We start from the raw sequence: 24,078 nt of genomic DNA on the forward strand, positions 1-24,078 counted from the left end.
TAATCTTCCTCTGTGCTATTTAATGAGATGCAATTTCATTGCCATCTTAACCTATTTTCCCATCATTCTAAAAATTTTTGATAAAAACCTTTACATTTTCCGCAGACGGCGTTAAAACGTTTGTTTTCCCCTTTGTTATAGTGGGTTAACAAAAGTCTGAACAAAACGGCAGGCGATGCCGTTCCGATTTTTGTTAATGCACTATAAACTTATCCGGATTTTCTTTGTAAGGAGTAACACATGAAAGTAGGTTTCGTCGGCTGGCGCGGTATGGTCGGCTCTGTTTTGATGCAGCGTATGAAAGAAGAAAACGACTTCGCCAACATTCCCGAAGCGTTTTTCTTTACCACTTCCAACGTCGGCGGCGCTGCCCCTGATTTCGGTCAGGCAGCCAAAACATTGTTGGATGCCAACGATGTTGCCGAATTGGCAAAAATGGACATCATCGTTACCTGTCAGGGTGGCGATTACACCAAATCCGTCTTCCAACCCCTGCGCGACAGCGGCTGGAACGGCTACTGGGTTGACGCGGCTTCTTCCCTGCGCATGAAAGACGACGCTATTATCGTCCTCGACCCTGTCAACCGCAACGTTATCGACAACGGCCTCAAAAACGGCGTGAAAAACTACATCGGCGGCAACTGTACCGTTTCCCTGATGTTGATGGCTTTGGGCGGTTTGTTCCAAAACGATTTGGTCGAATGGGCAACCAGCATGACCTATCAAGCCGCTTCCGGCGCAGGTGCGAAAAACATGCGCGAACTCATTAGCGGCATGGGCGCGATTCACGCCCAAGTGGCAGACGAACTTGCCGATCCTTCCAGCGCGATTCTCGACATCGACCGCAAAGTGTCCGATTTCCTGCGCAGCGAAGACTATCCGAAAGCCAACTTCGGCGTACCGCTCGCCGGCAGCCTGATTCCGTGGATTGACGTGGACTTGGGCAACGGCCAGTCCAAAGAAGAATGGAAGGGCGGCGTGGAAACCAACAAAATCCTCGGCCGCAGCAACAATCCGACCATAATCGACGGTTTGTGCGTACGCATCGGCTCTATGCGCTGCCACAGCCAAGCCCTCACTCTGAAGCTGAAAAAAGACCTGCCTGTTTCCGAAATCGAAGCGATTTTGGCAGGCGCGAACAACTGGGTGAAAGTTATCCCTAACGAAAAAGAAGCCAGCATCCACGAGCTGACGCCCGCCAAAGTTACCGGCACACTGTCTGTTCCTGTCGGCCGTATCCGCAAACTGGAGATGGGTGGCGAATACATCAGCGCATTTACAGTTGGCGACCAACTCTTGTGGGGTGCTGCCGAGCCGTTGCGCCGCGTATTGCGCATTATCTTGGGCAGCCTGTAATTTAGGTTGGCATGAAAAAAGCAACGGTTTGGGCCGTTGCTTTTTTTGTCACAAAAAGGCCGTCTGAACCTTTCAGACGGCCTTGTTTCCTATTCTTTTTTACCGGCCAAACCGATTTCTTTGGTGGAATCGCCAACTTTGATTTGCGCCTTACCGGCAATTTCTTCAGCCTGCGGGCCGAAGAGCTTCAAATCGTAACGGCCGTTTTCGATACCGTTCAAACTGGTTTTACCGCTGATGGCGGCTTTGCCATTGTTATTGGCAATACTTGCGGCAAGCAGGTCGACATTATTGTGGGAAGCCATGCTGCTGATTTTGCCGTAACCTTGTTTTTTATCGAAATCGACGATGTATTTCAGACGGCCGCTGCGGTCGTCGCCGTTAAACGCGATACCTGAATACTGATAGCTGCCTTGTTTGGGCAAATTGCGATATGCAGTTTCATCGCCTTGGACTTCGCCGACGGTGAATGTGTATGTATCGAGGTTTTGCAGCTTGCCTGCGTCATCGGCTTTTTGTTTGGCGTAACGCGCAGCAACAGTAGAATAATTTTGTTTATACACTTGGAAGTCGCCCGTTTCCAAAGTGATGACTTGGCCGTTTACCTTAATTTTTTGGGCGTAGTCGTAAGAGGACACTTTATCGGTTTTCAAAAAGCCGGTATCGAGTTTGTCGCCTTTTTGCAGGTTTTGCGTTTTACCGTTGGCCGTCAGCTCCAACGTACCGTTTTCAGGGACGGATTCGTTCAATTCAACGGACAACACGCCTTTCGGATGCGGATTGAGCGGCTCGGTTACGGCATTCGACAAACCGCTTGTTGCGCCGCCGCAGGCAGCCAACATCAAAGACAGGGAAGCAGTCAAAGCAGAAATGCGGAGGGTTTTCATCATTTTTTCCTTTCCTTTTTTATTTGGTATGATATTTATCATATACCTAAAAAAATGAACAATAAATGATTTTTGTCAAAATTAATATTTTGAATATTAATTTTATAAATATTGAAACATTTTTAAAACAACGGATATTCCGTTAATCTAGTATCCCTTCCTCTATAATCATTTTATTTTGCAAACGGATTTCATCATGCCGAAAATCACCCTTATCGCCGCCTACGCCGCCCGCCGTTGTATCGGCATCAACAACACCATGCCTTGGCATTTGCCCGAGGATTTTGCCTTTTTCAAATTCTACACCACCGGCAAACCCGTCATTATGGGCCGCAAAACATGGGAATCACTGCCGCGCAAGCCGCTGCCCGGCCGTCAAAATATCGTCATCACCCGCCAAGATTGTCAGGCCGAAGGCGCGCAAACGGCAGCCTCTTTGGAAGATGCGCTGGCTTTGTGTCAGGGGGCTGAAGAAGTCATCATCATGGGCGGCGCGCAAATTTATGCACAAGCCCTGCCGATTGCCACGGATTTGCGTTTGACCGAAGTCGGTTTGGATGTGGACGGCGATGCGTTTTTTCCTGAATTTTCCGCAGAAATATGGCAAGAAGCCTCTCGGGAAAACCATGTTTCCGCCAAAGGCATCGAATACGCATTTGTGCATTATGTGAGGGTATAATCCGACAACGCAAAGGCCGTCTGAAACCCTGTTTTTCAGGTTTCAGACGGCCTCTTTTATCTCGTTTGTTTACGGCATACCGTTTAAGCCGTTTTATTTTTCAAAGGCAGCTTGATATGCGGTTTGGCCGGCTTGGGCGCTTCTTTCAGTCCAAGTTCGATTTGCTGCTCTTCGCTCAACAAATTGCTCCAGTCGCCTTTTTTATACCAGTCGCGGCCGTCCAACTCGATGGGATGTTGGATGCGCTCGCAACCGTTGCCGCATTGCAAATCGTCTTCTTTGCAGTATTTGTCGCAACCCCAGCAGATACGCTCGGGATTTTTCGGGAAAATGGGAAATTTCTTGGCCATGGTGTTCTTCTTTTGTTTGTGTGCGGTACGGGCAGAATTATAAGTGATTTGAATGGGGCTGGCGGCGGGTTTATCGTGTTTTACGCTGATTTTTTAAGATGTGTTAACCTTTCAGACGGCCTATACTGTAAAACTATCCCTATGCGGTACAACAAGAGGACCAAATATGAACATATGCCGTCTGAAGCCTGAGTTTGTCGAGCCTTTAGCCCTCGCGCTATTTGAGGAATGGCACGATTTTGCGCCGTGGTCGTCTCTGGACAAAATCCGTGCATATTACGCGCAGTGTCTTAATGGGGATGATTTGCCGCTGGCGTTTGCGGCTGTGGATAACGAAGGGCGGCTGATGGGTTCGGCGGCATTAAAACGGTTTGATATGGAGTGTTTTCCCGAATACGAATATTGGCTGGGCGATGTGTTCGTTTTGCCGCAATTTCGCGGTTTGGGCGTAGGCAGGCAGCTGGTTTCGTTTTGTCTGGATAAAGCACGCGAACTGGGTTTGCCGCATCTGTTTCTCTATCCAGCCGCTGCTTTTGTTGTTGCTGCGTTCGCTGCTGCTTTGTTCGGCGGATTGGAGTGTGATATCGTTATCGGCAATCAGGCCGGTTCCTGCTTTACCTGAAACATCCGATCCTGTGATGTTGATATTGGATTGTTCGCCTGCACCTCCGGCAATAAGGGTAGTTTTACCGCCTGCTTGAATTTGGCTGGCTTGGGCTTGATTTACTTGAACTTGGGTGGTTTGTCGGTTTTGCTGTTCGCCGTAGGTTATGGAAATGCTGACTTCTGCTGCTGCAACCGCTGCTTCTAAATACCGCTTGGGCAAGGATATACGCGGTTTTTTGTCATGTGCTTAATTCTTCTTGCTTGGTTTTTTCGGTGAGTTGATTTTCTTTTTTTACACAGGCAATAGGCACTTGGTGGTGCATGGGATTGATACCACAACCAAGTGATAGCACCGGGTGCTTCGCTTTCGTTATATGGCTCACTGGGATAGAGCTTGGGTGAGAGAATGTTTAGGGGGGAGTGGGCATAGTTTAGAGTTACGATTAGTTAAAGTAAAAAGGAAAGGTAAGTGGTTTTAAGGCAGCCTGAAACGGAGTTCAGCGAAACCAAAACCGCGTGTGCATGAATGCACATCCTACCATTTCACTTTTTTGGTTGGTTACACAGGCTATGCTGGTTAGTAGTGCCAGTTAATCTACATCTTGATAAAGTTTATCTATAAAACTATCAAAATCAGGTGCGATGGGAACTGTAATCATCTTGGTATTACCTAGTTCATCTTCGTAAAATTCATCATGATACATAAGTACGATGGATGGATTACTTGAATTTCTACGGTAATCAAAACAAATATAATCGCCATTTGCACTTATTCCAAATGCAACAACTTGGTTTCCATAGCCATATTCATTATCAATGCATGAATAGGTATAGATATTTTCATGACAGGAGGCATCTTTTTTATATCCTAAAAATAAAATATTTCTGTCATCTGTATTCTTATTATTATCAATAAAAATAAAACAATCTTCTTCGGGATATAAATAATCATGTTCACTTATCAAATATATATACGATCTAGGGAATGTTACACCTAAATTTTCTGCAAATTTTTCAATGATTGAAGCAGAAACTTTTCCTTCATCTCTCCAGATATTTAATTTTTTCATTATTCATTTCCTTGATTAACGTCCTTTTTTTAATGCATTTTGACCAGTATGTCTAACTGCATCATGTATTTCCAATGGTAATAGCTGCATGTTATTTGGTGCACTTTGTGCATTATGATGCCAAATATATCCATTAATAGTCCGTTTTCCAGCCATAATATCTTCTAACTGTGTGCTAGTAAAATTTGATTTAGGAATTACCCCACGCCGGATGTGCAAGCCGTGTATGAAAAGTTCGGCTGGAAAGAAATCACGCAGACTTGGCACAACGGGGAAACCGTATCCGTCATGAAATTGGATTTATAGCTTGAAAAGAATAAAAGGCCGTCTGAATATTTGGTTTCAGACGGCCTTTGTTTCTTAAATTATCTACAACTACCCTATCCGCTTAAACGGCGGCAGACAGGCCAATAATTGTTGGCCGTAGCGTTGCGTTTTGACGCGGTTGTCAAGGATGGTGACGCGGCCGTAATCCTGTTCGGTACGGATAAGGCGGCCGACGGCTTGGATCAGTTTGATGCTGGCTTCGGGCACCGTGATTTCGATAAAGGGATTGCCGCCGCGTTGTTCAATCCAACGGTTTTGGGTTTTCTCGATGGGGTTGTCCGGCATGGCAAACGGCAGCTTGGCAATAATGACTTGCACGCAGGCCGTGCCGGGCAGGTCGAGGCCTTCGGCAAAACTGTCGAGGCCGAAAATAATGCTGGCTTTGCCTTCGGCAATGGCTTGATGGTGCCTCTGTAAAAGAACGGCCTTGGGCAACTCGCCCTGCACAAGCAGAAGCGGCAAGTATTCGTCAGGCAGGCGCAAGGCGACATCCTGCATTTGCTTGCGCGAGGAAAACAGCACCAGCGTGCCGATGGCTTCAACCGGCGAAACCAGCTTCGGCAACCATTCGACAATGGCGGCCGTATGCGCATCAGGGTCTTTGGGGCTGGCTTGAACCGGCGGAATATACAGCTCGCCTTGCGTATCGAAATTAAACGGGCTTTCCAATGCAAGCGTGGTGGTTTCGGGCAGCCATAATAGGCCGGTTTGGCGCAAAATCAGGTTGAAGCTGCCGAGCGATTGCAGGGTAGCCGAAGTCAGCACCGCACCTGCCGCGCGCCGCCACAGATTGTTGGCAAGATGGGATGCGCTGCTGATGGGGCTGGCATTGAAAATGTAGTCGTTTTTGTCGTCGGCATGGCGGGTTATCCATTTCGCCAACGGCTCTTCGCCCTCAATGGGAACGGTGGAGAGCAAATCCCAAACCGCGCTGATTTGTTCGATACGGGCGATAAAAAGGCCGAACTCGCTGGTCAGGCGGTCAATGAGCGCGCCGTCCTGCTCTTTTTCGCGGCGTGCAGCAGAAAGCGCATCGTTCAGGCCGACAACGTGTTTGAGCAGGCTACGCGCAGCAATGGCCGTATTGGAAACTGTGGTTTCCAGGCCTTCGGGGATTTTGCCGTCTTCCCACAGCCAAGTCGGTTCGTTGTGTTTCCGCCTGTCGTTTTCAGACGACACAAAACTTAAAGACGGCTCTTCCGCTAAGTGAAACTGCCATTCGTGCAGGCTGTCGAGCAAGGATGTGGCAGCTTCGTCGGCAAGGTTGGCAAGTTCGGCTTTATCGGTCAGCGCGGCAATTTTGCCGGTCAGCTGCGGCAGTTTTTCCAGCGTCCAAACGGCAATATTCCATGAATGTTCGGCGGCAAAACGGCTGAGGGCTTTTTTGGGCAGGTGGTGCGCTTCGTCTATGCAATAGAAACTGTTTTCGGGCGCAGGCAGAATCACGCCGCCGCCCATGCTGATGTCGGCAAGCAGAAGATCGTGATTGGCAACGACGACATCGACGGTTTCCAAGACATCGCGCGCCAGGTAAAACGGGCATTCCGGACGGTTGGGACAGGCGGATTTCAGGCAACCGTGGCGGTCGTTGGTCACTTTGAGCCAAATCGCGTCATCGATTTTTTCCGGCCAAGTGTCGCGGTCGCCATTAAAGCGGCGGGCGGAAAATTCATCGGCAATGTCGCGCAACAGATTCAATTCTTCCGGCTTGGGTTTGCTGTCCCACAACACTTCCGGCGCTTCAAAGCCAAGCAGGTTTTGCTGGGCGTTGTTTTGCGTCAGTTGATAGAGTTTGTAAGGGCAAAGATAACGGCCGCGCCCTTTGGCAAGCGCAAAGGTCAGCTCCAAACCGCTTTTTTCGACCAGAAACGGTAAATCGCGGTCAACCAACTGCTCCTGCAAGGCCACCGTCGCGCTGCTGACAATCAGCCGTTTGCCGCGCGTTTGCGCCATGATGCCGCCGGCCAAAAGATAGGCCAACGATTTACCCACGCCGGTCGGCCCTTCGATCACGGCAATGCTCTCGCCCTCGCGTTTGGGCGCTTCTTCGCCTTCTTCACGCGTCAACGTCCGCGAAAAAGCGTTGGCAATCGCCGCAATCATTTCCCGCTGCGAAGCGCGCGGACGGAAACCGGGCAGGTTTTTGCCGATGTTTTGGTAATGGTCGCGGATGGCGTTTTTTTCTAAATCGGTGAGCATTGAGGCCGTCTGAATGGGTTTGCAAGAATAGCGTATTTTAGCATTTTTACCTTCATGAAGCCTTCGTAAAGTCTTACCCTATTTTAGGGTTTGGCATTTTGATGGCGATGGACGAACCGCAAAAACATAATCGGTTTTAATCAAGCAAAAGGCCGTCTGAAACTTTAGCCGCACTGATGCAGAGGCACCCACAATTTTTGCTTTTCGGATTTGTTTTTCTCGTAGCGGTTCCATGCTTTTTCGTGAAAATAAAAGACGATGGTATTGACGATGGGTTCAACCAAAGCGACCGCGCTGGAAACACCGATACTGCCGGTCAGAATATAGGCGACACTAAATGCGACGCTGAAATGCAAAATAGCAAATGTAATGGTTTTAATCATGCTGTTTTCCTGATACATTGATGTTTTAATCGCTACATAATAATTATTATCAACTAACGCGTATATTTTAAATCCTTTATCCTAATTTAGATTTTATAAATCGATATTTTATTTCTGATAGGAATTTTATGAACCCGCTCCATATTGTCGTCCTCGACCGCGATACCCTCGTCAACCGCCCGTTTGATTTTGATTTTCCACATACATTGAGCAGCTACGGCACAACCGAAGCGCACGAAACGCTGGAGCGCATCCGCGGCGCGGACATTGTGATTACCAACAAAGTCGTGATTTCCGCCCAAGCATTTGCCGAAAATCCACAACTCAAGCTGGTTGCCGTTACGGCGACAGGCGTCAACAATGTGGACGTTGAGGCTGCCAAACAAAACGGCACGGCAGTGTGCAATATCCGCGCTTACGGCAATGAATCCGTGGCGGAACACGCGTTTATGATGATGATTACCCTGATGCGCAACCTGCCTGCCTATCAGCGCGACGTTGCGGCAGGCTTGTGGGAAAACTCGCCGTTTTTCTGCCACCTCGGCGCACCGATGCGCGATTTGAACGGCAAAACGCTGGCGATTTTCGGGCGCGGCAATATCGGTAAAACACTGGCAACTTATGCACAGGCTTTCAAAATGAATGTCGTGTTCGCCGAACATAAAAATGCCCAAAACGTCCGCGACGGCTATGTTTCCTTTGACAAAGCCATCCGCTCCGCCGATGTCGTATCGCTTAATTGCCCGCTCACGCCGCAAACGGCCAATATGATAGGCGAAGCCGAATTGCAGCAAATGAAACCCGGCGCCATCCTCATCAACTGTGGGCGAGGCGGCTTGGTCGATGAAGCCGCTTTGGTTGCGGCGTTGAAATACGGCCAAATCGGCGGAGCAGGTTTTGACGTATTGACACAAGAGCCGCCGCGCGACGGCAATCCTCTGCTGAAAGCCCGACTGCCCAACCTCATCGTCACGCCACACATTGCATGGGCAAGCCAAGAAGCCGCCAACCGTCTGTTTGACATCCTTTTGGACAACATCAACCGCTTCGTGGCCGGCAATCCGCAAAATCTGGTTTAATCTATGGAAAACCTGTTGATAAGGTTGTGAACAATTTTAAAGGCCGTCTGAAATACTCAGACGGCCTTTTGTTTGCCCGGGCAAATTAAATATCGTATGTGGTTGAAGCAGTATCGCCGCCCTTGCCTGTCCAATTGGTATGGAAGAACTCGCCGCGCGGTTTGTCGGTACGCTCGTAAGTGTGCGCGCCGAAGTAGTCGCGTTGCGCTTGCAGCAGGTTGGCCGGCAGACGCTCGGAAGTGTAGCCGTCAAGGAAGGTAATGGCGGAAGCCATACAAGGCATCGGAATACCGCACTCGATCGCTTTGGCGACCACTTTACGCCATGCAGGCAGACAGGTTTCCAATACGCCTTTGAAATAAGGATCGGAACCCAAGAAGACCAAATCAGGATTGGCTTCGTATGCGTCGCGGATGTTGCCCAAGAACGCGCTGCGGATGATGCAGCCTTCTCGCCATAAGAGGGCAGTATTGCCGTAATTCAATGCCCAATCGTTGTTTTCGCTGGCTTCGCGGATCAGCATAAAGCCTTGTGCATAAGAAATGATTTTGGATGCCAACAGGGCTTGGCGTAGGGCTTCGACCCATGCGGCTTTGTCGCCTTCAATCGGGGTAATGGTTTTGCCAAACAGGCTGTTTGCTTGGGTGCGTTGGTCTTTAAACGCGGACACGCAACGTGCAAATACGGCTTCGGAAATCAGGGTCAACGGGATACCCAAATCGAGGGCATTGATGCCGGTCCATTTACCTGTACCTTTTTGACCTGCGGTATCGAGGATTTTTTCGACCAAAGGTTCGCCGTTTTCATCTCTGTAACCCAAAATCACGGCGGTAATTTCGACCAGATAAGAATCCAGTTCGGTTTTGTTCCACTCGTTGAAGATTTGGTGCATTTCGTCATAAGACAGGCCCAAACCGTCTTTCATGAATTGGTAGGCTTCGCAAATCAACTGCATATCGCCGTATTCGATGCCGTTGTGCACCATTTTGACGAAGTGGCCCGCACCGTCGCGGCCGACCCAGTCGCAGCAAGGCTCGCCTTGAGGCGTTTTGGCGGAGATGGCTTGGAAAATCGGTTTGACAGCAGGCCATGCGGCTTCGTCGCCGCCAGGCATGATAGACGGGCCGTGACGCGCGCCTTCTTCGCCACCGGATACACCGGCACCGATAAAGCGGATGCCTTTTGCCGCCAGCTCGTGTGTACGGCGGGTGGAATCAGGATAGTTGGCATTGCCGCCGTCAATAATGATGTCGCCTTCGTCCAAAAGCGGAACGAGTTGCTCGATAAAATCGTCAACAACAGAACCAGCGCGAACCATCATCATGATTTTGCGTGGTTTTTCTAATTTATCAACCAGATCTTGCAGTGAATATGCGCCGATAATATTGGTATTTTTGGCTGCGCCGTTTAAAAAATCATCTACTTTGCTGGTCGTACGGTTGAATGCGACAACTTTAAAGCCGTTGTCGTTCATGTTGAGAATCAGGTTTTGCCCCATTACGGCAAGGCCGATTACGCCAATGTCGCCCTTCATTTTGTGAAACTCCGTTATTGATTAATTTTATCAAGCGTAACTCTAGCTGATTTACACGTTTTTAACAATCCTTAACTTTTTAATTTTTTGAAAAGATGCCTTTACGTTTCAGATGGCCTTTGCCTTTGGGAAAACAAACTATAAATTAGATTTTAAATAATAAATAGAAAATGATATTGAGTGCTGCCACAGCTTGTTGATAACTTTGATTACAAAAAAATTTTCAAATACTTAGCTGATATTTTTTGATGAGGATAAAGTAAGGTTGGCCTTGTTTGCAGATGTGGATAAATTTTTCCTGCTGCTTCATTCTGTGGGTAACTTTTTGCCTGTGCACAATCTTAGCTTGTTTTATACTTTTCCAATCGGAACTGATTAACTAGAGAAATAGTCAAATGGTTTTTTATTTCAAGCTATTTTCATATTTCCTTTTGTTTAAGTTGGAAAAAGGCCGTCTGAAAATATTTCAATAAGGATGTGTATATGAAGTTTTCCTTTAGTATTAACCTGTTATCTGTTTTGATTTTGGCCGCTTGTGCGCAACAGCCGGTTCAAAAGCCTCAAGTTGCCCTGCCCTCTGTATCTGTGGATAACCATGCACCGGAGCAAGGAACAGGGCTGACGGAGCAGAAATTAATCCGCGCCAAACATTATATGGCGGCATCTGCCAATCCGCTGGCAACTGAAGCCGGTTATGAAATTTTGAAGCGCGGCGGCAGTGCGATAGATGCGATGATTGCCATGCAGACAACTTTGGGACTGGTTGAGCCGCAATCTTCCGGATTGGGCGGCGGTGCGTTTTTGGTGTATTGGGACAATAAGGCGAAAAAGCTGACGACGTTTGATGCCCGTGAAACAGCGCCAAAAGCGGCAACACCGGAACTTTTCTTGGACGAAAACGGCAAACCGATGGGCTTTATGAAAGCTGTGGTCGGCGGCCGTTCGGTCGGTGTGCCGGGGATCCCGAAGCTGCTGGAAGATGTCCACAAGCGTTACGGCAAATTGCCGTGGGCAAGTTTGTTTGAGAAACCGATTACTTTGGCGGAACAAGGTTTTGCCGTTTCTCCACGCATGGCGAAATCCATCGAGCAAAATTTGGAACCCTTGCAACGTTATCCGCAGACCGCCGCCTATTTCCTGCCTAACGGCAAGCCTTTGGCAGCGGGAACGGTTTTGAAAAATCCTGAATTTGCGCGTTCCGTACGCTTGTTGGCGGAAAAAGGCAGTGCGCCGTTTTATCAGGGGGCGCAGGCACAGAATATTGTCCGTGCCGTTACCGGCGCCGTGGATAATCCCGGCAAAATCAGCATGGCGGATTTGAAAAACTATCAAGTTATCGAGCGTAAGCCGGTTTGCGCGCCGTATCGTGAATATGAAGTCTGCGGCATGGGCGCGCCAAGTTCGGGCGCGATTGCTTTGGGCGAGATTTTGGGCGTATTGCAGAATCAGGATATGAAGGCGTTGGGTACGGAAAATATCCACAGTTGGCGCTGGATAGGCGATGCATCGCGGATTGCGTTTGCCGACCGTGATTATTATGTCGGCGATCCCAAGTTTGTGAACGTTCCGACCCGTGCCATGATTTCTCAAGCTTATTTGAAACCGCGTGCCGAAGAAATCCGCAAAGCTGACAAGGCATTGGAAATTATTCAGGCAGGCAAGTTTGGCAAGGCATACGCGCAGGGCATGGCGGTCGAGCTGCCGTCCACCAGTCATTTGGTGGTTGTGGATAAAGACGGCAACGTTGTATCGATGACGACTTCGATTGAAAATGCCTTTGGTTCGGGGCTGATGGCAAACGGCTATCTGCTTAACAACGAATTAACCGATTTTGCCTTCAACCCTGTCAGAGAAGACGGTAAAACGGTGGCAAACAGCGTGGCCGGTGGCAAACGTCCGCGTTCTTCGATGGCGCCGACCATTGTGATGAAAGACGGTAAGCCTTATATGGCGGTCGGTTCTCCAGGCGGCAGCCGCATTATCGGTTTCGTTGCTAAAACGTTGGTGGCGCATATCGACTGGGGCATGGACATTCAGACGGCAATTTCACTGCCGAATATGCTCAATCGTGGCAGCCAGTATGAAATCGAGGAAAAAACCGCTGCGGTGGATAAAGCGGCTGCGTTGGAAAAATTGGGCTACAAAGTCCAAATCCGCGATTTGAATTCCGGCGTACAAGGGATTGTGATCGGCAAAGACGGTTTGCTCGGTGGCGCCGACCCGCGACGCGAAGGCAAAGTCATGGGCGATTGATATTGTCGGTTTGACATGAAAAAGGCCGTCTGAAATCTAGTTGTTCAGACGGCCTTTTAATTTGGGAAAATATATGGATAAGATGTGTATAAGAATAACATTAAATTTTAATATTTTTATTTTTCAATAAGATAAAAGGGGTGAATATGTGGATAATTACTTGTGGAAAACGACATGATTTAGGCCGTCTGAACCTTTCAGACGGCCTTTTTCATTGGACTGCGTTATCTATTTACTATCAGGCTGCCGGCAGCTCGTGGAAAGCGGTGGGTAAGTCTTCGTCATCGGCAAACTCAACCCATTCGTAAGCGGTTTCATCTGCCAAAACGGCACGCAACAGCGCATTATTGATGGCATGGCCTGATTTGTAACCTTCAAATGCACCGATAATCGGATGGCCGACAATGTATAAATCGCCAATCGCATCCAGGATTTTGTGGCGGACAAATTCATCGGGATAACGCAAACCTTCCGGATTCAAAACATCCATGTCGTCAATCACGATGGCGTTGTTCAAATTGCCGCCCAGTCCGAGATTATGGGCGCGCATCATTTCCACTTCGTGCATAAAGCCGAAGGTACGGGCGCGGGCAATCTCATCGATATAGGATTTTCCTGCAAAATCAATCTCGAAAGTAGGTGCGCTGCGGTTGAATACGGGATGATCAAATTCGATGGTTAAAGTAACTTTAAAGCCGTCATAAGGCGTAAAGCGCACCCATTTTCCGGTTTCTTTGATTTCAATGGGTTTGAGGATTTTTAAAAACCGTTTTTGGGCTTTTTGATCGATAACGCCCGCATCTTGCAAAAGATAAATAAACGGCAGGCTGGAGCCGTCCATAATCGGAATTTCAGGCGCGTTTAATTCAATCAAGGCATTATCGATGCCATAGGCAGACAGAGCTGACATAATGTGTTCAATCGTGCCGATGCGCACGCCTTTATCGGTAACGATGGTTGAAGAGAGGCGGGTATCGTTGATCAAATAAGGATTCAATTTGATTATTTCTCCCATTTCTCCACTTAAATCGGTACGGCGGAATGAAATACCGCTGTTTTCTTCGGCAGGATGCAAAGTCAGAGCGACCCTTTCGCCCGAATGCAGGCCGACGCCGGTAACGCTTACTGATTTGGCTAAAGTTCGTTGCAGCATAATTGCTTCCTTTAAAAAAGTCTGATGGGCAAATGATACGTTAAAAAGGAAAAAACAAGCCATCATTTTTAATAGTATTTGCCAATATGGATGTTTTGCGAGAGAAACCTCTAGATTTAAATTATCCACAATAGTATGTGAAATTGAAGTGGGTAATTTGGGTTTTATCCACAGATAAATAGAAAAACTAAGATTCTATCCTTTTTTATTCCGGCATTCAGTTGGGGTTGGCCTCAAAGATAAAAAGTAACTATCAAATTGGTTTTAAAGAAAGTTATTCCGTTATCCACAGATAGTTTGGTTTTTCATCAAAATCATCATTTTAAAAATTAAAATATTATGATTTGAAGAAAACACTGAATGATCAACAAAAAAATGGCAAAATATGGAGGAATAGAACTAAGTTTATGATTTCCATAAGCTTATGAAACTTTTAAGATTGGAAAATGGTTTTTATGAAATAAAATATCAAAAGCTAGAACTAATCCGATTTGCCTGATATTTTCCTACAAACAAGAATTTTATGTTTTCTTTATTTAAATCAAACAACTTAAAAGTAATTATCTGTAATCCTAGAAAGTAATTTTATTTCAGGATACAATGGACTTACTGAAAAATTTTTCCCATTCCATCTAATAGGAGTAGCAAAATGAGTATTAAAGTAGCGATTAATGGTTTTGGCCGCATCGGTCGTCTGGCATTGCGTCAAATTGAAAAAGCCCAAGGTATCGAAGTCGTTGCTGTTAACGACTTGACTCCTGCCGATATGCTGCTACACCTCTTTAAATACGACAGTACTCAAGGCCGTTTTGAAGGCTCTGCTGAATTGAAAGATGATGCGATTGTTGTTAACGGCAAAGAAATCAAAGTATTTGCCAATCCTAATCCTGAAGAATTGCCTTGGGGCGAGCTGGGTGTGGACGTTGTTCTCGAATGTACCGGTTTCTTTACTAACAAAACCAAAGCAGAAGCCCATATCCGTGCCGGTGCGCGCAAAGTTGTGATTTCTGCCCCTGGCGGCAATGATGTGAAAACCGTTGTATACGGCGTAAACCAAGATATTTTGGATGGTAGCGAAACTGTTATTTCAGCCGCTTCTTGTACGACTAACTGTCTGGCCCCTATGGCTGCGGTATTGCAAAAAGAATTCGGTATTGTTGAAGGCCTGATGACCACTATCCACGCTTATACCGGCGACCAAAACACCCTTGATGCACCACACCGCAAAGGCGACTTCCGACGTGCCCGTGCCGCTGCATTGAATATCGTACCGAACAGTACCGGTGCCGCTAAAGCCATCGGCTTGGTTATCCCTGAATTGAACGGCAAACTTGATGGTTCTGCCCAACGCGTTCCTGTTGCTACCGGCTCTTTGACCGAACTGGTTTCTGTTCTCGAACGCCCTGTTACCAAAGAAGAAATCAATGCAGCCATGAAAGCTGCCGCCAACGATGCTTTAGGCTACACTGAAGATCAAATCGTTTCTTCCGACGTTATCGGTATTGAATACGGCTCACTCTTCGATGCGACTCAAACCCGCGTGATGACAGTTGGTGACAAACAATTGGTGAAAACCGTTGCTTGGTACGACAATGAAATGTCTTACACTTGCCAATTGGTTCGTACCTTGGAATTTTTTGCCAGCAAAATCTAAAGGATAACAGGCTGAATCAATCAGTCTGTGGATAATTAAAAGGCCGTCTGAACATTTCAGACGGCCTTTTGTTTGTAGATAGATTCAATTGGTAATTCAGATTGTGGATAGTTTAATCACTGTGGCACATTTGTTTTCTATCCTAAACTGTACTTCATAATCCGCAATATTCATCACATAAATACGTTCGGGAATATCTTGATAGGCAGGGCGAGGATCTTGGGCGATGCTTTGTTCAATGAGATGTTTTTCTTCTGTGGATAAATGTTCCGCAAGCGTACTTTCTGCCCAAACAACGTTCAATTCTTCAGGTTTGCCGCTGACAAAGCCTGATGATGCGTCAGGTTTGGATTCGACAAACGGGATGTAGGGTTTGATATCAACTACCGGAGTACCGTCCAATAGGTCTGCACCGCTGCAATAGATGCGGACAGGTTTGCCTGTTTCGATGTGTTCGAGTTTCAGTAGGGATAAACCGAGATGATTGGGGCGGTGCGGGCTGCGTGTGGCAAATACGCCCATTTTTTGTTTGCCTCCGAGTCGTGGCGGACGCACCATTTGCGCCCAACCTTCATCCAATACGCCGTGGAAAATAAAACTTATCCACGCATAGTCGAAATCTTCCAAGCCCCGAACGCTGTCTGCGGTAAATTCAGGAGTAAGTTCAATGCAAATTTCTGCCGCAGGAACCAAACCGGGTTGGCGGGCAATGCCGAATTTTTGTTTGTAGGGAGAATGAACGGTTGCAATAGGCGTAATCGAATAGGACATAATCTGAAGATAAATATTCTGTGCAAACTGTCATCATATCACAGATGTTTTCCCACATTTTGCGGTAGTAATTTGTTATAATACAAAGCATTTATTCCAAATGTCCGTACATTGGCAATAAATGAATAATTTAAATTATTTAAAATAAAATCAATAGGTTATATTAATCCATGATTGTTTCTATCGATGTAGATGCACAAAAAACGTTTACGCCTTTGTGTCCGAAAGAATTGCCTGTTGCCGAAGGTCATCTGATTGCGGATGAACTCAATGCCCAAGCTGCATTGGCGGATTTACGCGTGATGACGAAAGATGCGCATCATGTTGCGGCAAAATGGCTTGTGGATAATCCTGTTGATATGTTAAAACCGACGGGTTTACCCGATGCGGATTTGACTTGGGTGTCACATGCGATGGTTGGAACATATGGCTATGAATTGTTGGATGGCCTGCCTTCAGCCAAGGAATACGATTATTGTGTTTGGAAAGGCATTGATCCTGAGTTACATCCTTACGGCGCATGTTTTCACGATATTGAAGAAAAGCTCAGTACAGGTTTGATCGAATGGTTGCGCTGTCAAAATGCAGATACAGTTATTGTCGGCGGTTTGGCAACGGATTATTGTGTGAAAACAACGGTTTTACAGTTGCTTAAAGGCGGAGCTTGGAAAGTCATTGTCAATCAGGCGGCTTGCCGCGGTATTGCTCCGGAAACGGTTGAATCTGCATGGCAGGAAATGCATTCTGCCGGGGCTATTATTTTAGAAAACGCCGAAGAAATAAGAAAATACATTAATAATCAATAAATTATATTTTTAAATTCTGTTGTTTCACGTGAAACATTTTCCAAAATATGAAGATTTTACTTGTCCGCTTGTCCAGTATGGGCGATTTAATTCATACGTTGCCCGCAGTTGAAGATTTGGCGCGACAATGTCCTGAGGTAGAGCTCCATTGGCTGTGTGAGGCAGGGTTTGCAGATATTGCCCGCTTACATCCTTTTGTCAAAAAGGTTCATGTAATGAAATGGCGGCAGTGGCGCAAACACCTTTTTCAGGCTGAAACGTGGCGTGAAATAGGCCGTCTGAAAACGGATTTACAGGCTGAATCTTTTGATTTTGTTTTAGATAGTCAAGGACTGATTAAAAGCGCATGCTTTGCCAAAATGGCAAAATCCCCTATTTACGGTTTAGATAAACACAGCACGCGTGAAAGTTTGGCTGCCTTTGCATACAGTAAAACATTTGCCGTGCCGAAAGGCAAAAATGCGGTCTGGCGAAACCGTGAATTATTCGCCCAAGTATTTGGTTATACAATGCCTGAGACGCAGGTATTTGGTTTGTCGGTTCCTGAATTAGGCCGTCTGAAAAATTTGCAATCCCCCTATTACGTTGCTTTGCATGCAACCAGTCGAGACAGTAAATTATGGCCGGTAGAACACTGGCGTGCATTATTGAAAAAGTTGAATGAAGAACAACAATGCAATGTATATTTGCCGTGGGGAAATGAAACCGAAAAAATGCGTGCCGAACAGATTGCAAGCGATTTACCGTCTGCTTCGGTTTGCGACAAAATGAATTTATTACAGGCTGCATTTTTATTGAAAAACGCAGAGGGTATTATTGGCGTAGATACCGGACTACTGCATCTTGCCAATGCACTGGAAAAGCCTGTTGTAGGAATTTATACAGATACAGATCCGGCCAAGACCGGCGTTCAAGTTTCGGCTTATGCAAAAAATTTAGGCGGTATTGCTCAAATTCCCAATGTTGACGAGGTTTATAAAACCTTGATGGATTGTGTTGCAGCATACGGTAAATAATTGCTGGGGGTGGATTTATTTTCTGAGTAAATGCTTTAGAAATGATATAATTCCGCTCTATTTGCCAAGATTTATACAAATTTGGTTTTATCATGTTGGTGAAAACCGAATTGGATTTTATATAAAGAATGTATCAAAAGCAGTATGCTAGATTTGATGGACATTCTTTTTAGGAGAATTGAATGAAAGCACTGGTCGCAGTAAAGCGCGTAGTGGACTATAACGTCAAAGTTCGTGTGAAAGCCGATGGTTCCGATGTGGATATCGGTAATGTCAAAATGTCGATGAACCCGTTTGATGAAATCGCGGTAGAAGAAGCTGTCCGTTTGAAAGAAGCCGGAAAAGTAAGCGAGATTGTTGCTGTTTCTCTTGGCGAGAAAAAATGCGAAGAGACGTTGCGTACTGCTTTGGCGATGGGTGCCGACCGTGCGGTTCATGTTGAGACTGATGCGAAGTTGGAGCCTTTGGCCGTTGCAAAATTGCTGAAAGCTGTTGCGGATAAAGAAAATCCGCAAATTTTATTGCTGGGCAAACAGGCAATTGACGATGACGCCAACCAAGTTGCCCAAATGCTGGCTGCGTTGTTGAATGCGGCTCAAGGTACTTTTGCATCAAAAGTGCAAATTGAAGGCGAAGAAGCATTGGTAACCCGTGAAATTGACGGCGGCGAAGAGACTGTTGCATTGAAGCTGCCTGCGGTCATCAGTGCAGATTTGCGTTTGAACGAACCACGCTTTGTCAAACTTCCTAATATCATGGCGGCAAAGAAAAAACCTTTGGAAAAATTAAGTCCTGCCGATTTGGCTGTGGATATTTCTCCGCGTTTGAATACCGTGAAATTTGCCGAACCTAAAGCACGTCAAGCCGGTGTGAAAGTGGCTGATGTTGCCGAGTTGGTTGAAAAGCTGAAAAACGAAGCCAAAGTGATCTAAGGAGTATGAAATGAGCGTATTGATTATTGCGGAACATAATAACCAACATTTGAATCCTGCCACTTTGCATGCGGTAACGGCTGCCACCAAATTGGGTAATGTAGATTTATTGGTTGCCGGCAGTAATGCTGCTGCGGTGGTTGAAGAAGTGAAACAGGTTGCAGGCGTGGCGAAAGTTTTGGTAGCCGATGCGCCCTATTACGCTGAAGGTTTGGTAGAAGAATTAGCGCCTTTGGTTGTTAAACTGGCTGTGGATTACCGCTATGTGGCTGCGACTGCAACTGCGTTTGGTAAAAATCTTCTGCCCCGGGTTGCTGCCCTATTGGATGTGCCACAAGTTTCGGATTTAACTGAAGTTGTGGATAACTCGACATTTGTCCGTCCGATTTATGCCGGTAATGCATTTGAAACCGTTCAATCCAATTCTGAAAAACTGGTGCTGACTTTCCGTGCAACCGCATTTGATGCTGCCGGACAAGGCGGTAATGCAGAAGTGGTCAATGTTGAGGCAGCGCCTGCTCAAAACCTGAGCCGTTTCGTAAACCGTCAACTTTCCCAGTCTGACCGCCCTGAATTGACTCAGGCAAAAGTGATTGTTTCCGGTGGCCGTGCATTGGGCAGTGCTGAAAAATTCAATGAAGTGTTAACTCCATTGGCGGATGCTTTGGGTGCAGCGATTGGTGCATCCCGTGCGGCAGTGGATGCCGAGTATGCGCCAAACGATGCCCAAGTCGGACAAACCGGTAAAGTGGTTGCGCCGCAACTATACTTCGCTATCGGTATTTCTGGTGCTATCCAACACGTTGCCGGTATGCAGGACAGTAAAGTGATTGTTGCCATCAACAAAGATGCTGACGCTCCGATTTTCAATGTGGCAGATTACGGCTTGGTTGGTGATTTGTTTGAAGTTGTGCCTCAACTGACTGAAGCACTGAAAAACTAATGTTTCACGTGAAACGTTCAGACGGCCTTTTATAACAAAGGCCGTCTGAAAATATTTTGGCATGATTACGACCTATAAAACCATTACCACACTGACACAGGCTGAATTTAAAGATAAAGGCAGCCGCTTCATCGCGTACGCCTATCCGATTCGCACTTTGGCCGATGTGAAGAAGTATCTCGACCCATTAAAGGAAGAGCATCACAAGGCGCGACATTGGTGCTACGCCTATCGATTGGGTGTGGATGGAATGCAGTTTCGTGCAAACGATGATGGAGAACCGTCCGGAAGCGCAGGCCGCCCTATTCTGGGGCAGATTGATTCTGTCGGCGTAACGGATGTGTTGGTTGTAGTTGTGCGCTATTTTGGAGGTACGCTATTGGGTGTTCCCGGTCTGATTCATGCTTATAAGGAATCAACAGCTCAGGCATTGGCGATAGCTGAAATTGTTGAAAAGAATGTCGAAAAGACAGTTTGGTTGAAGTGTGAATATCCTGTTTTGAATGAGGCTATACGGATTGCCAAACAATATCAGGCCGATATTGTGGAACAGGATTTGCAGCTGGATTGTAAGTTAACAGTGAAAATAGCGTTGGCCGATTATGAAACCTGTATTGCTGCTTGGAAAAATACGCGCCAAATTGAAGTAGATACTGAACAGCCGTTTGAATAAAAGGTCGTCTGAACATATTTGAGAAATCAAAAGTTTCAGACGGCCTTTGATGTTTTAGCCTTGGTATCTGTCTAAAGCATTTACGCTTGAGCGCAGGTGTTCCCAAGCCAGTTGATGAAATTCCCCCAGTGCGTTCCATAGGGCATCTTCGCTCATAATGCTGTATTCGCCCTGTGTACGCAAATCAACATCTGCCCCTTCTTCAATGGCTTGATGGCATGCTTGGTATTCGTTGGTATAGAATTCATCCATGTCCTGCATAAGGCTTGCAGCATGTTTCCAGCGGGCGATATCTGCTTCTAGTTGCGGCAGTAATTCGCACCATTCGCGGTATTTGCTTTGAATTTCGTCAATACGTTTTTGCATGATTTGTCCTTTCGTTGTTTGAAATTAGAGTATGGTTGTCTTGGTGCAATATTATTCTTAATTTGAAACAGCTATGCAAGATGGAACAATATTCCATCGATTGAATTTTATTTACAACATCTATTCTTCAAGGAGATGGTATGAAATTGCTCGTTATTGGTAATGGTGGACGTGAACACGCACTGGCTTGGAAATTGGCGCAGTCGGCTAAAGTAGAAATTGTCTTTGTTGCACCCGGTAATGCCGGAACGGCAATTGAGCCTAAACTGCAGAATATAGCGTTGACGGCGCATCAAGATTTGATTGATTTTTGCCGTAATGAAAATATTGCCTTTACCGTAGTTGGCCCTGAAGCGCCTTTGGCTGCGGGTGTGGTGAATGACTTCCGTGCTGCCGGATTGAAGATTTTTGGCCCGACTCAATACGCGGCCCAGCTGGAGAGCTCAAAGGATTTTGCTAAAGCGTTTATGGCAAAATATAACATTCCAACCGCGCAATACCAAACCTTTGAAAATGCCGATGCAGCACATGATTACGTCAATCAAAAAGGTGCGCCAATTGTTATTAAGGCGGATGGTTTGGCTGCCGGTAAAGGCGTGATTGTCGCCATGACTTTGGATGAAGCCCATGCCGCTATTGACGATATGTTGTTGGGCAACAAAATGGGCAATGCAGGCGCGCGTGTCGTGATTGAAGATTTCCTGCAAGGCGAGGAAGCAAGCTTTATCGTTATGGTGGACGGCAATCATGTTTTGCCGATGGCAACCAGTCAAGACCATAAACGCCTGTTGGATGACGACAAAGGCCCTAATACCGGCGGTATGGGCGCATACAGCCCTGCTCCGGTGGTAACGCCTGATGTGTACGAGCGCGCGATGAATGAAATTATTTTGCCGACCGTGGCAGGTATGAAAGCAGAAGGTCATGAGTTTACCGGCTTTTTATACGCGGGCTTGATGATTGATAAAACCGGTGCGCCTTATACCATTGAATTCAACTGCCGTTTCGGCGACCCTGAAACCCAGCCGATTATGAGCCGTTTGGATAGCGATTTGGTGGACTTGGTTGAAGCGGCAATCGACGGCAAATTGGATAGTGTTGCTGCCAAATGGAATCCGCAAACTGCAGTAGGCGTGGTGTTGGCCGCACAAAATTATCCTGACTCCCCGAAAAAAGGCGATGTGATCTTCGGCTTGGATAAGTCCAATCAAATCGGTAAAGTTTTCCATGCCGGTACTGCAACGAATGAAAAAGGAGAAGTTGTAACCAACGGCGGCCGTGTATTGTGTGTAGTCGGTTTGGGCGATGATGTTGCCCAAGCTAAAAGCAAGGCTTATGAGGCATTGGAAACAATCCGTTTTGACGGTATGCAATACCGTAAAGACATTGCCGATAAAGCCATCAACCGTTAATAATGAATAGAAATAGGCCGTCTGAACACAGATTGTCCGACAATCTCAGTTTCAGACGGCCTTGGTATGATGATGATGTTTCCCAGAATTTTATCGGCTGCAGCCCAACGCAGGCTGCAGGCGCATCTTAAAAAAGGCGGTTTGGTCGCCTATCCTACCGAGTCTTGCTATGGCTTGGGCTGTGTCCCTACTTTGCCTAAAGCACTCAATCAACTGATTCATCTGAAAAAACGACCGCAACACAAAGGCATGATTGTCATTGGCCATAGCTTGGAACAGTTGCAACCTTTGCTGCAAAGGCTGTCTGAAAATATCCAAACCATGCTGCATGAAGCATGGCCTGCTCCGAAAACTTTTTTATTGCCGGCCGGAAAAAAAGTATTGCCTTCATTGCGGGGAAAAGGACGCAGTAAATTGGCTGTCAGGGTTCCTGCGCACGCAGGTGCAAGGCGTTTGTGTCAGGTTTTGGAAATGCCTTTAGTCTCTACTTCATGCAATCGTGCAGGCAAACGGGCATGTAAAACGGAAAGGGAAGTCAGAAGACAGTTTGGCAGGAAAGTCTGGGTTGTAGGCGGATTGATAGGTAAGCAGAAAACGCCCAGCCAGATTATTGACGGAGAAACAGGGGCAAGGCTGCGTTAAAGAAGGGCTGTATCATCAAAGGAAAGGTATTTATTTGGAGAAGCAAATTTTTTCCAAAAGATTGGAATACCTTTGTGAAAAGTATTTAGCGCAGAGCCAGTTTGATGCATAGCAGTCTGTAAATACAGATCGATTAAGCAGATAGTAAGTCAGTAAATAGAGTATAAAGCAGTATTTTGTGAAATGCTCTTGCAAAGAATGAAGTAAATTTTGAGCGTAAATGAATCGCTGTAATAAATTATTTTTGAATAAACAAATTTTGTGGATAAATTTGAAGATAAATTTCCATAAAAATATAAAAAGGCCGTCTGAAACTTGATATTCAAAGCATTCAGACGGCCTTTTAAATATTTAAACTGTGGATAACTTTGTGAATAAGTGTGGATTAAAGCTTATGTCCGCACACAGTTTCGTATTGTTTTTCAGTAATCGTGCCGCTCATGACGCTCATTGGACGGATGCTGGTCGGCGTATAGCTTTGGTTGGAAATCACCCGGCCGTGTTCATCCATCAGTTGCAGCGCTGCCAGACGATAGGTTTTGTTTGAGCAATGAATTTCCCAGCTGCCGATAGCCGTTTTATAGGCCGGGGTGTTAACGAAACGTTCCTCTTTCAGTTTGGAAACGGTTTTTTTATCGCGGAAAGTAACCAGTGCGCCATTTCTTTTAATGCTGCTTCTATCAATGGCTACTTTGATATTGCCTTCAGAGATGGTGCCGATGTTGGTCCAGCTGCCGCCGCCGCTCGATGTGGTGGTTGTTTCACAGGCACTCAATATCAAAGCCGCAAATACGGTGGCAGCTAGAGAAAAACGTTTGATATTCATAAAACCTCATTATTTACAGAAAGTCAGCCGATATTATCCGTGAAGATGGCATATATCGTAAATCAATTTTGCAAAGTTGAACCTCTGAAAAGAATTTTATGAAAAATACGCTGAAAAGGCCGTCTGAAACCTGTCTTTCAGACGGCCTTGCAGTGTAAAAT

General features: G+C 46.3%; 24 protein-coding genes and 1 pseudogene. 14 read left to right on the forward strand and 11 right to left on the reverse strand.

All coding sequences use genetic code 11. The features are described from left to right. The first annotated feature begins 240 nt into the window (after window positions 1-240). On the forward strand, window positions 241-1,356 hold the full coding sequence (asd, locus tag HMPREF2865_RS06130; protein WP_070646439.1) for an aspartate-semialdehyde dehydrogenase: 1,116 nt from the start codon (window positions 241-243) through the stop codon (window positions 1,354-1,356). Window positions 1,357-1,445: 89 nt separating this feature from the next. Here asd and HMPREF2865_RS06135 read toward each other — a convergent pair whose 3' ends face one another. Beyond that, the gene (locus tag HMPREF2865_RS06135) at window positions 1,446-2,243 is read right to left on the reverse strand and encodes a factor H-binding protein (RefSeq protein ID WP_070646441.1); all 798 of its coding nucleotides are present in this window, start codon (window positions 2,241-2,243) and stop codon (window positions 1,446-1,448) included. A 196-nt stretch (window positions 2,244-2,439) separates the two neighbouring features. Between HMPREF2865_RS06135 and HMPREF2865_RS06140 the strand changes: the two genes are divergently transcribed. Continuing rightward, on the forward strand, window positions 2,440-2,922 hold the full coding sequence (locus HMPREF2865_RS06140) for a dihydrofolate reductase (RefSeq protein ID WP_070646443.1): 483 nt from the start codon (window positions 2,440-2,442) through the stop codon (window positions 2,920-2,922). A gap of 83 nt (window positions 2,923-3,005) precedes the next feature. Here the strand turns inward: HMPREF2865_RS06140 and HMPREF2865_RS06145 are convergent, their stop codons facing one another. Next, window positions 3,006-3,272, reverse strand: coding sequence for a DUF3079 domain-containing protein (locus HMPREF2865_RS06145; RefSeq protein ID WP_003686685.1), 267 nt, complete (start codon window positions 3,270-3,272; stop codon window positions 3,006-3,008). A gap of 166 nt (window positions 3,273-3,438) precedes the next feature. Here HMPREF2865_RS06145 and HMPREF2865_RS11660 point away from each other — a divergent pair, with 166 nt between their 5' ends. Beyond that, window positions 3,439-3,894, forward strand: coding sequence for a GNAT family N-acetyltransferase (locus HMPREF2865_RS11660; protein ID WP_283120648.1), 456 nt, complete (start codon window positions 3,439-3,441; stop codon window positions 3,892-3,894). A gap of 574 nt (window positions 3,895-4,468) precedes the next feature. Here the strand turns inward: HMPREF2865_RS11660 and HMPREF2865_RS06155 are convergent. Together HMPREF2865_RS06155 and HMPREF2865_RS11670 are read right to left on the reverse strand one after the other, a co-directional pair. Continuing rightward, window positions 4,469-4,948, reverse strand: a complete 480-nt coding sequence (locus tag HMPREF2865_RS06155; protein ID WP_070646446.1) for an SMI1/KNR4 family protein — start codon at window positions 4,946-4,948, stop codon at window positions 4,469-4,471. A gap of 15 nt (window positions 4,949-4,963) precedes the next feature. After that, window positions 4,964-5,167 (reverse strand): HNH endonuclease, encoded by a 204-nt coding sequence (locus tag HMPREF2865_RS11670; protein WP_283120654.1) that lies wholly within the window; start codon window positions 5,165-5,167, stop codon window positions 4,964-4,966. Here HMPREF2865_RS11670 and HMPREF2865_RS12370 point away from each other — a divergent pair. Next, window positions 5,153-5,254: pseudogene (locus HMPREF2865_RS12370) on the forward strand (N-acetyltransferase); the annotation flags it as partial. The gene HMPREF2865_RS11670 and the pseudogene HMPREF2865_RS12370 sit on opposite strands and share 15 nt — an antisense overlap. Before the next feature lie 69 nt (window positions 5,255-5,323). On the opposite strand, the gene dinG reads toward HMPREF2865_RS12370, so the two are convergent. Both dinG and HMPREF2865_RS06165 read right to left on the reverse strand, forming a co-directional pair. After that, entirely contained in the window at window positions 5,324-7,474 is a 2,151-nt protein-coding gene (dinG, locus tag HMPREF2865_RS06160) for an ATP-dependent DNA helicase DinG (RefSeq protein ID WP_070646447.1), read from the reverse strand. Between the two features lie 164 nt (window positions 7,475-7,638). Next, a complete protein-coding gene (locus HMPREF2865_RS06165; RefSeq protein ID WP_141752525.1) occupies window positions 7,639-7,857 on the reverse strand; it encodes a DUF2061 domain-containing protein in 219 nt (72 codons plus the stop codon). 128 nt (window positions 7,858-7,985) lie between these two features. Here HMPREF2865_RS06165 and HMPREF2865_RS06170 point away from each other — a divergent pair, with 128 nt between their 5' ends. Further along, the gene (locus tag HMPREF2865_RS06170; RefSeq protein ID WP_070646449.1) at window positions 7,986-8,936 is read left to right on the forward strand and encodes a D-2-hydroxyacid dehydrogenase; all 951 of its coding nucleotides are present in this window, start codon (window positions 7,986-7,988) and stop codon (window positions 8,934-8,936) included. Window positions 8,937-9,021: 85 nt separating this feature from the next. Here HMPREF2865_RS06170 and gnd read toward each other — a convergent pair whose 3' ends face one another. Continuing rightward, on the reverse strand, window positions 9,022-10,470 hold the full coding sequence (gene gnd, locus HMPREF2865_RS06175) for a decarboxylating NADP(+)-dependent phosphogluconate dehydrogenase (protein ID WP_070646450.1): 1,449 nt from the start codon (window positions 10,468-10,470) through the stop codon (window positions 9,022-9,024). 483 nt (window positions 10,471-10,953) lie between these two features. Between gnd and ggt the strand changes: the two genes are divergently transcribed. Continuing rightward, window positions 10,954-12,723, forward strand: coding sequence for a gamma-glutamyltransferase (gene ggt, locus HMPREF2865_RS06180; RefSeq protein WP_070646451.1), 1,770 nt, complete (start codon window positions 10,954-10,956; stop codon window positions 12,721-12,723). A gap of 238 nt (window positions 12,724-12,961) precedes the next feature. On the opposite strand, the gene lpxC is transcribed toward ggt, so the two are convergent. Further along, window positions 12,962-13,876: a UDP-3-O-acyl-N-acetylglucosamine deacetylase gene (lpxC, locus tag HMPREF2865_RS06185; protein ID WP_070646452.1), complete on the reverse strand. Its 915-nt coding sequence runs from the start codon at window positions 13,874-13,876 to the stop codon at window positions 12,962-12,964. A 649-nt stretch (window positions 13,877-14,525) separates the two neighbouring features. Here lpxC and gap point away from each other — a divergent pair. Further along, window positions 14,526-15,530: a type I glyceraldehyde-3-phosphate dehydrogenase gene (gap, locus tag HMPREF2865_RS06190; RefSeq protein WP_049335677.1), complete on the forward strand. Its 1,005-nt coding sequence runs from the start codon at window positions 14,526-14,528 to the stop codon at window positions 15,528-15,530. Window positions 15,531-15,626: 96 nt separating this feature from the next. Here gap and tsaA read toward each other — a convergent pair whose 3' ends face one another. After that, window positions 15,627-16,301, reverse strand: coding sequence for a tRNA (N6-threonylcarbamoyladenosine(37)-N6)-methyltransferase TrmO (gene tsaA / locus HMPREF2865_RS06195; protein ID WP_070646453.1), 675 nt, complete (start codon window positions 16,299-16,301; stop codon window positions 15,627-15,629). Window positions 16,302-16,471: 170 nt separating this feature from the next. Here tsaA and HMPREF2865_RS06200 point away from each other — a divergent pair, with 170 nt between their 5' ends. The 5 genes from HMPREF2865_RS06200 (at window position 16,472) to HMPREF2865_RS06220 (ending at window position 20,671) form a co-directional block, all read left to right on the forward strand. Beyond that, the gene (locus tag HMPREF2865_RS06200; RefSeq protein WP_070646454.1) at window positions 16,472-17,107 is read left to right on the forward strand and encodes a nicotinamidase; all 636 of its coding nucleotides are present in this window, start codon (window positions 16,472-16,474) and stop codon (window positions 17,105-17,107) included. Window positions 17,108-17,154: 47 nt separating this feature from the next. Further along, a complete protein-coding gene (waaC, locus tag HMPREF2865_RS06205) occupies window positions 17,155-18,123 on the forward strand; it encodes a lipopolysaccharide heptosyltransferase I (protein ID WP_070646455.1) in 969 nt (322 codons plus the stop codon). 182 nt (window positions 18,124-18,305) lie between these two features. Continuing rightward, on the forward strand, window positions 18,306-19,055 hold the full coding sequence (locus tag HMPREF2865_RS06210; RefSeq protein ID WP_003686610.1) for an electron transfer flavoprotein subunit beta/FixA family protein: 750 nt from the start codon (window positions 18,306-18,308) through the stop codon (window positions 19,053-19,055). 10 nt (window positions 19,056-19,065) lie between these two features. Further along, window positions 19,066-19,998 carry an electron transfer flavoprotein subunit alpha/FixB family protein gene (locus HMPREF2865_RS06215; RefSeq protein ID WP_070646456.1) on the forward strand — a complete coding sequence of 311 codons (933 nt, stop codon included), beginning with the start codon at window positions 19,066-19,068 and terminating at the stop codon, window positions 19,996-19,998. A gap of 61 nt (window positions 19,999-20,059) precedes the next feature. Continuing rightward, a complete protein-coding gene (locus HMPREF2865_RS06220) occupies window positions 20,060-20,671 on the forward strand; it encodes an IMPACT family protein (protein ID WP_070646457.1) in 612 nt (203 codons plus the stop codon). Between the two features lie 54 nt (window positions 20,672-20,725). Here HMPREF2865_RS06220 and HMPREF2865_RS06225 read toward each other — a convergent pair whose 3' ends face one another. Continuing rightward, window positions 20,726-21,037 (reverse strand): DUF4298 domain-containing protein, encoded by a 312-nt coding sequence (locus HMPREF2865_RS06225; protein ID WP_049349195.1) that lies wholly within the window; start codon window positions 21,035-21,037, stop codon window positions 20,726-20,728. A gap of 140 nt (window positions 21,038-21,177) precedes the next feature. Between HMPREF2865_RS06225 and purD the strand changes: the two genes are divergently transcribed. After that, window positions 21,178-22,449, forward strand: coding sequence for a phosphoribosylamine--glycine ligase (gene purD / locus HMPREF2865_RS06230; protein WP_070646458.1), 1,272 nt, complete (start codon window positions 21,178-21,180; stop codon window positions 22,447-22,449). Window positions 22,450-22,521: 72 nt separating this feature from the next. Then, complete coding sequence (locus tag HMPREF2865_RS06235) at window positions 22,522-23,091, forward strand: L-threonylcarbamoyladenylate synthase (protein WP_070646570.1); 570 nt, start codon at window positions 22,522-22,524, stop codon at window positions 23,089-23,091. A 385-nt stretch (window positions 23,092-23,476) separates the two neighbouring features. Here HMPREF2865_RS06235 and HMPREF2865_RS06240 read toward each other — a convergent pair whose 3' ends face one another. Beyond that, the gene (locus HMPREF2865_RS06240; RefSeq protein ID WP_070646459.1) at window positions 23,477-23,917 is read right to left on the reverse strand and encodes a surface-adhesin E family protein; all 441 of its coding nucleotides are present in this window, start codon (window positions 23,915-23,917) and stop codon (window positions 23,477-23,479) included. Between the last annotated feature and the right edge of the window lie 161 nt (window positions 23,918-24,078).

The sequence above is a fragment of the Neisseria sp. HMSC073G10 genome (genome assembly GCF_001812605.1).
Classification (GTDB): Bacteria; Pseudomonadota; Gammaproteobacteria; order Burkholderiales; family Neisseriaceae; genus Neisseria; species Neisseria subflava_A.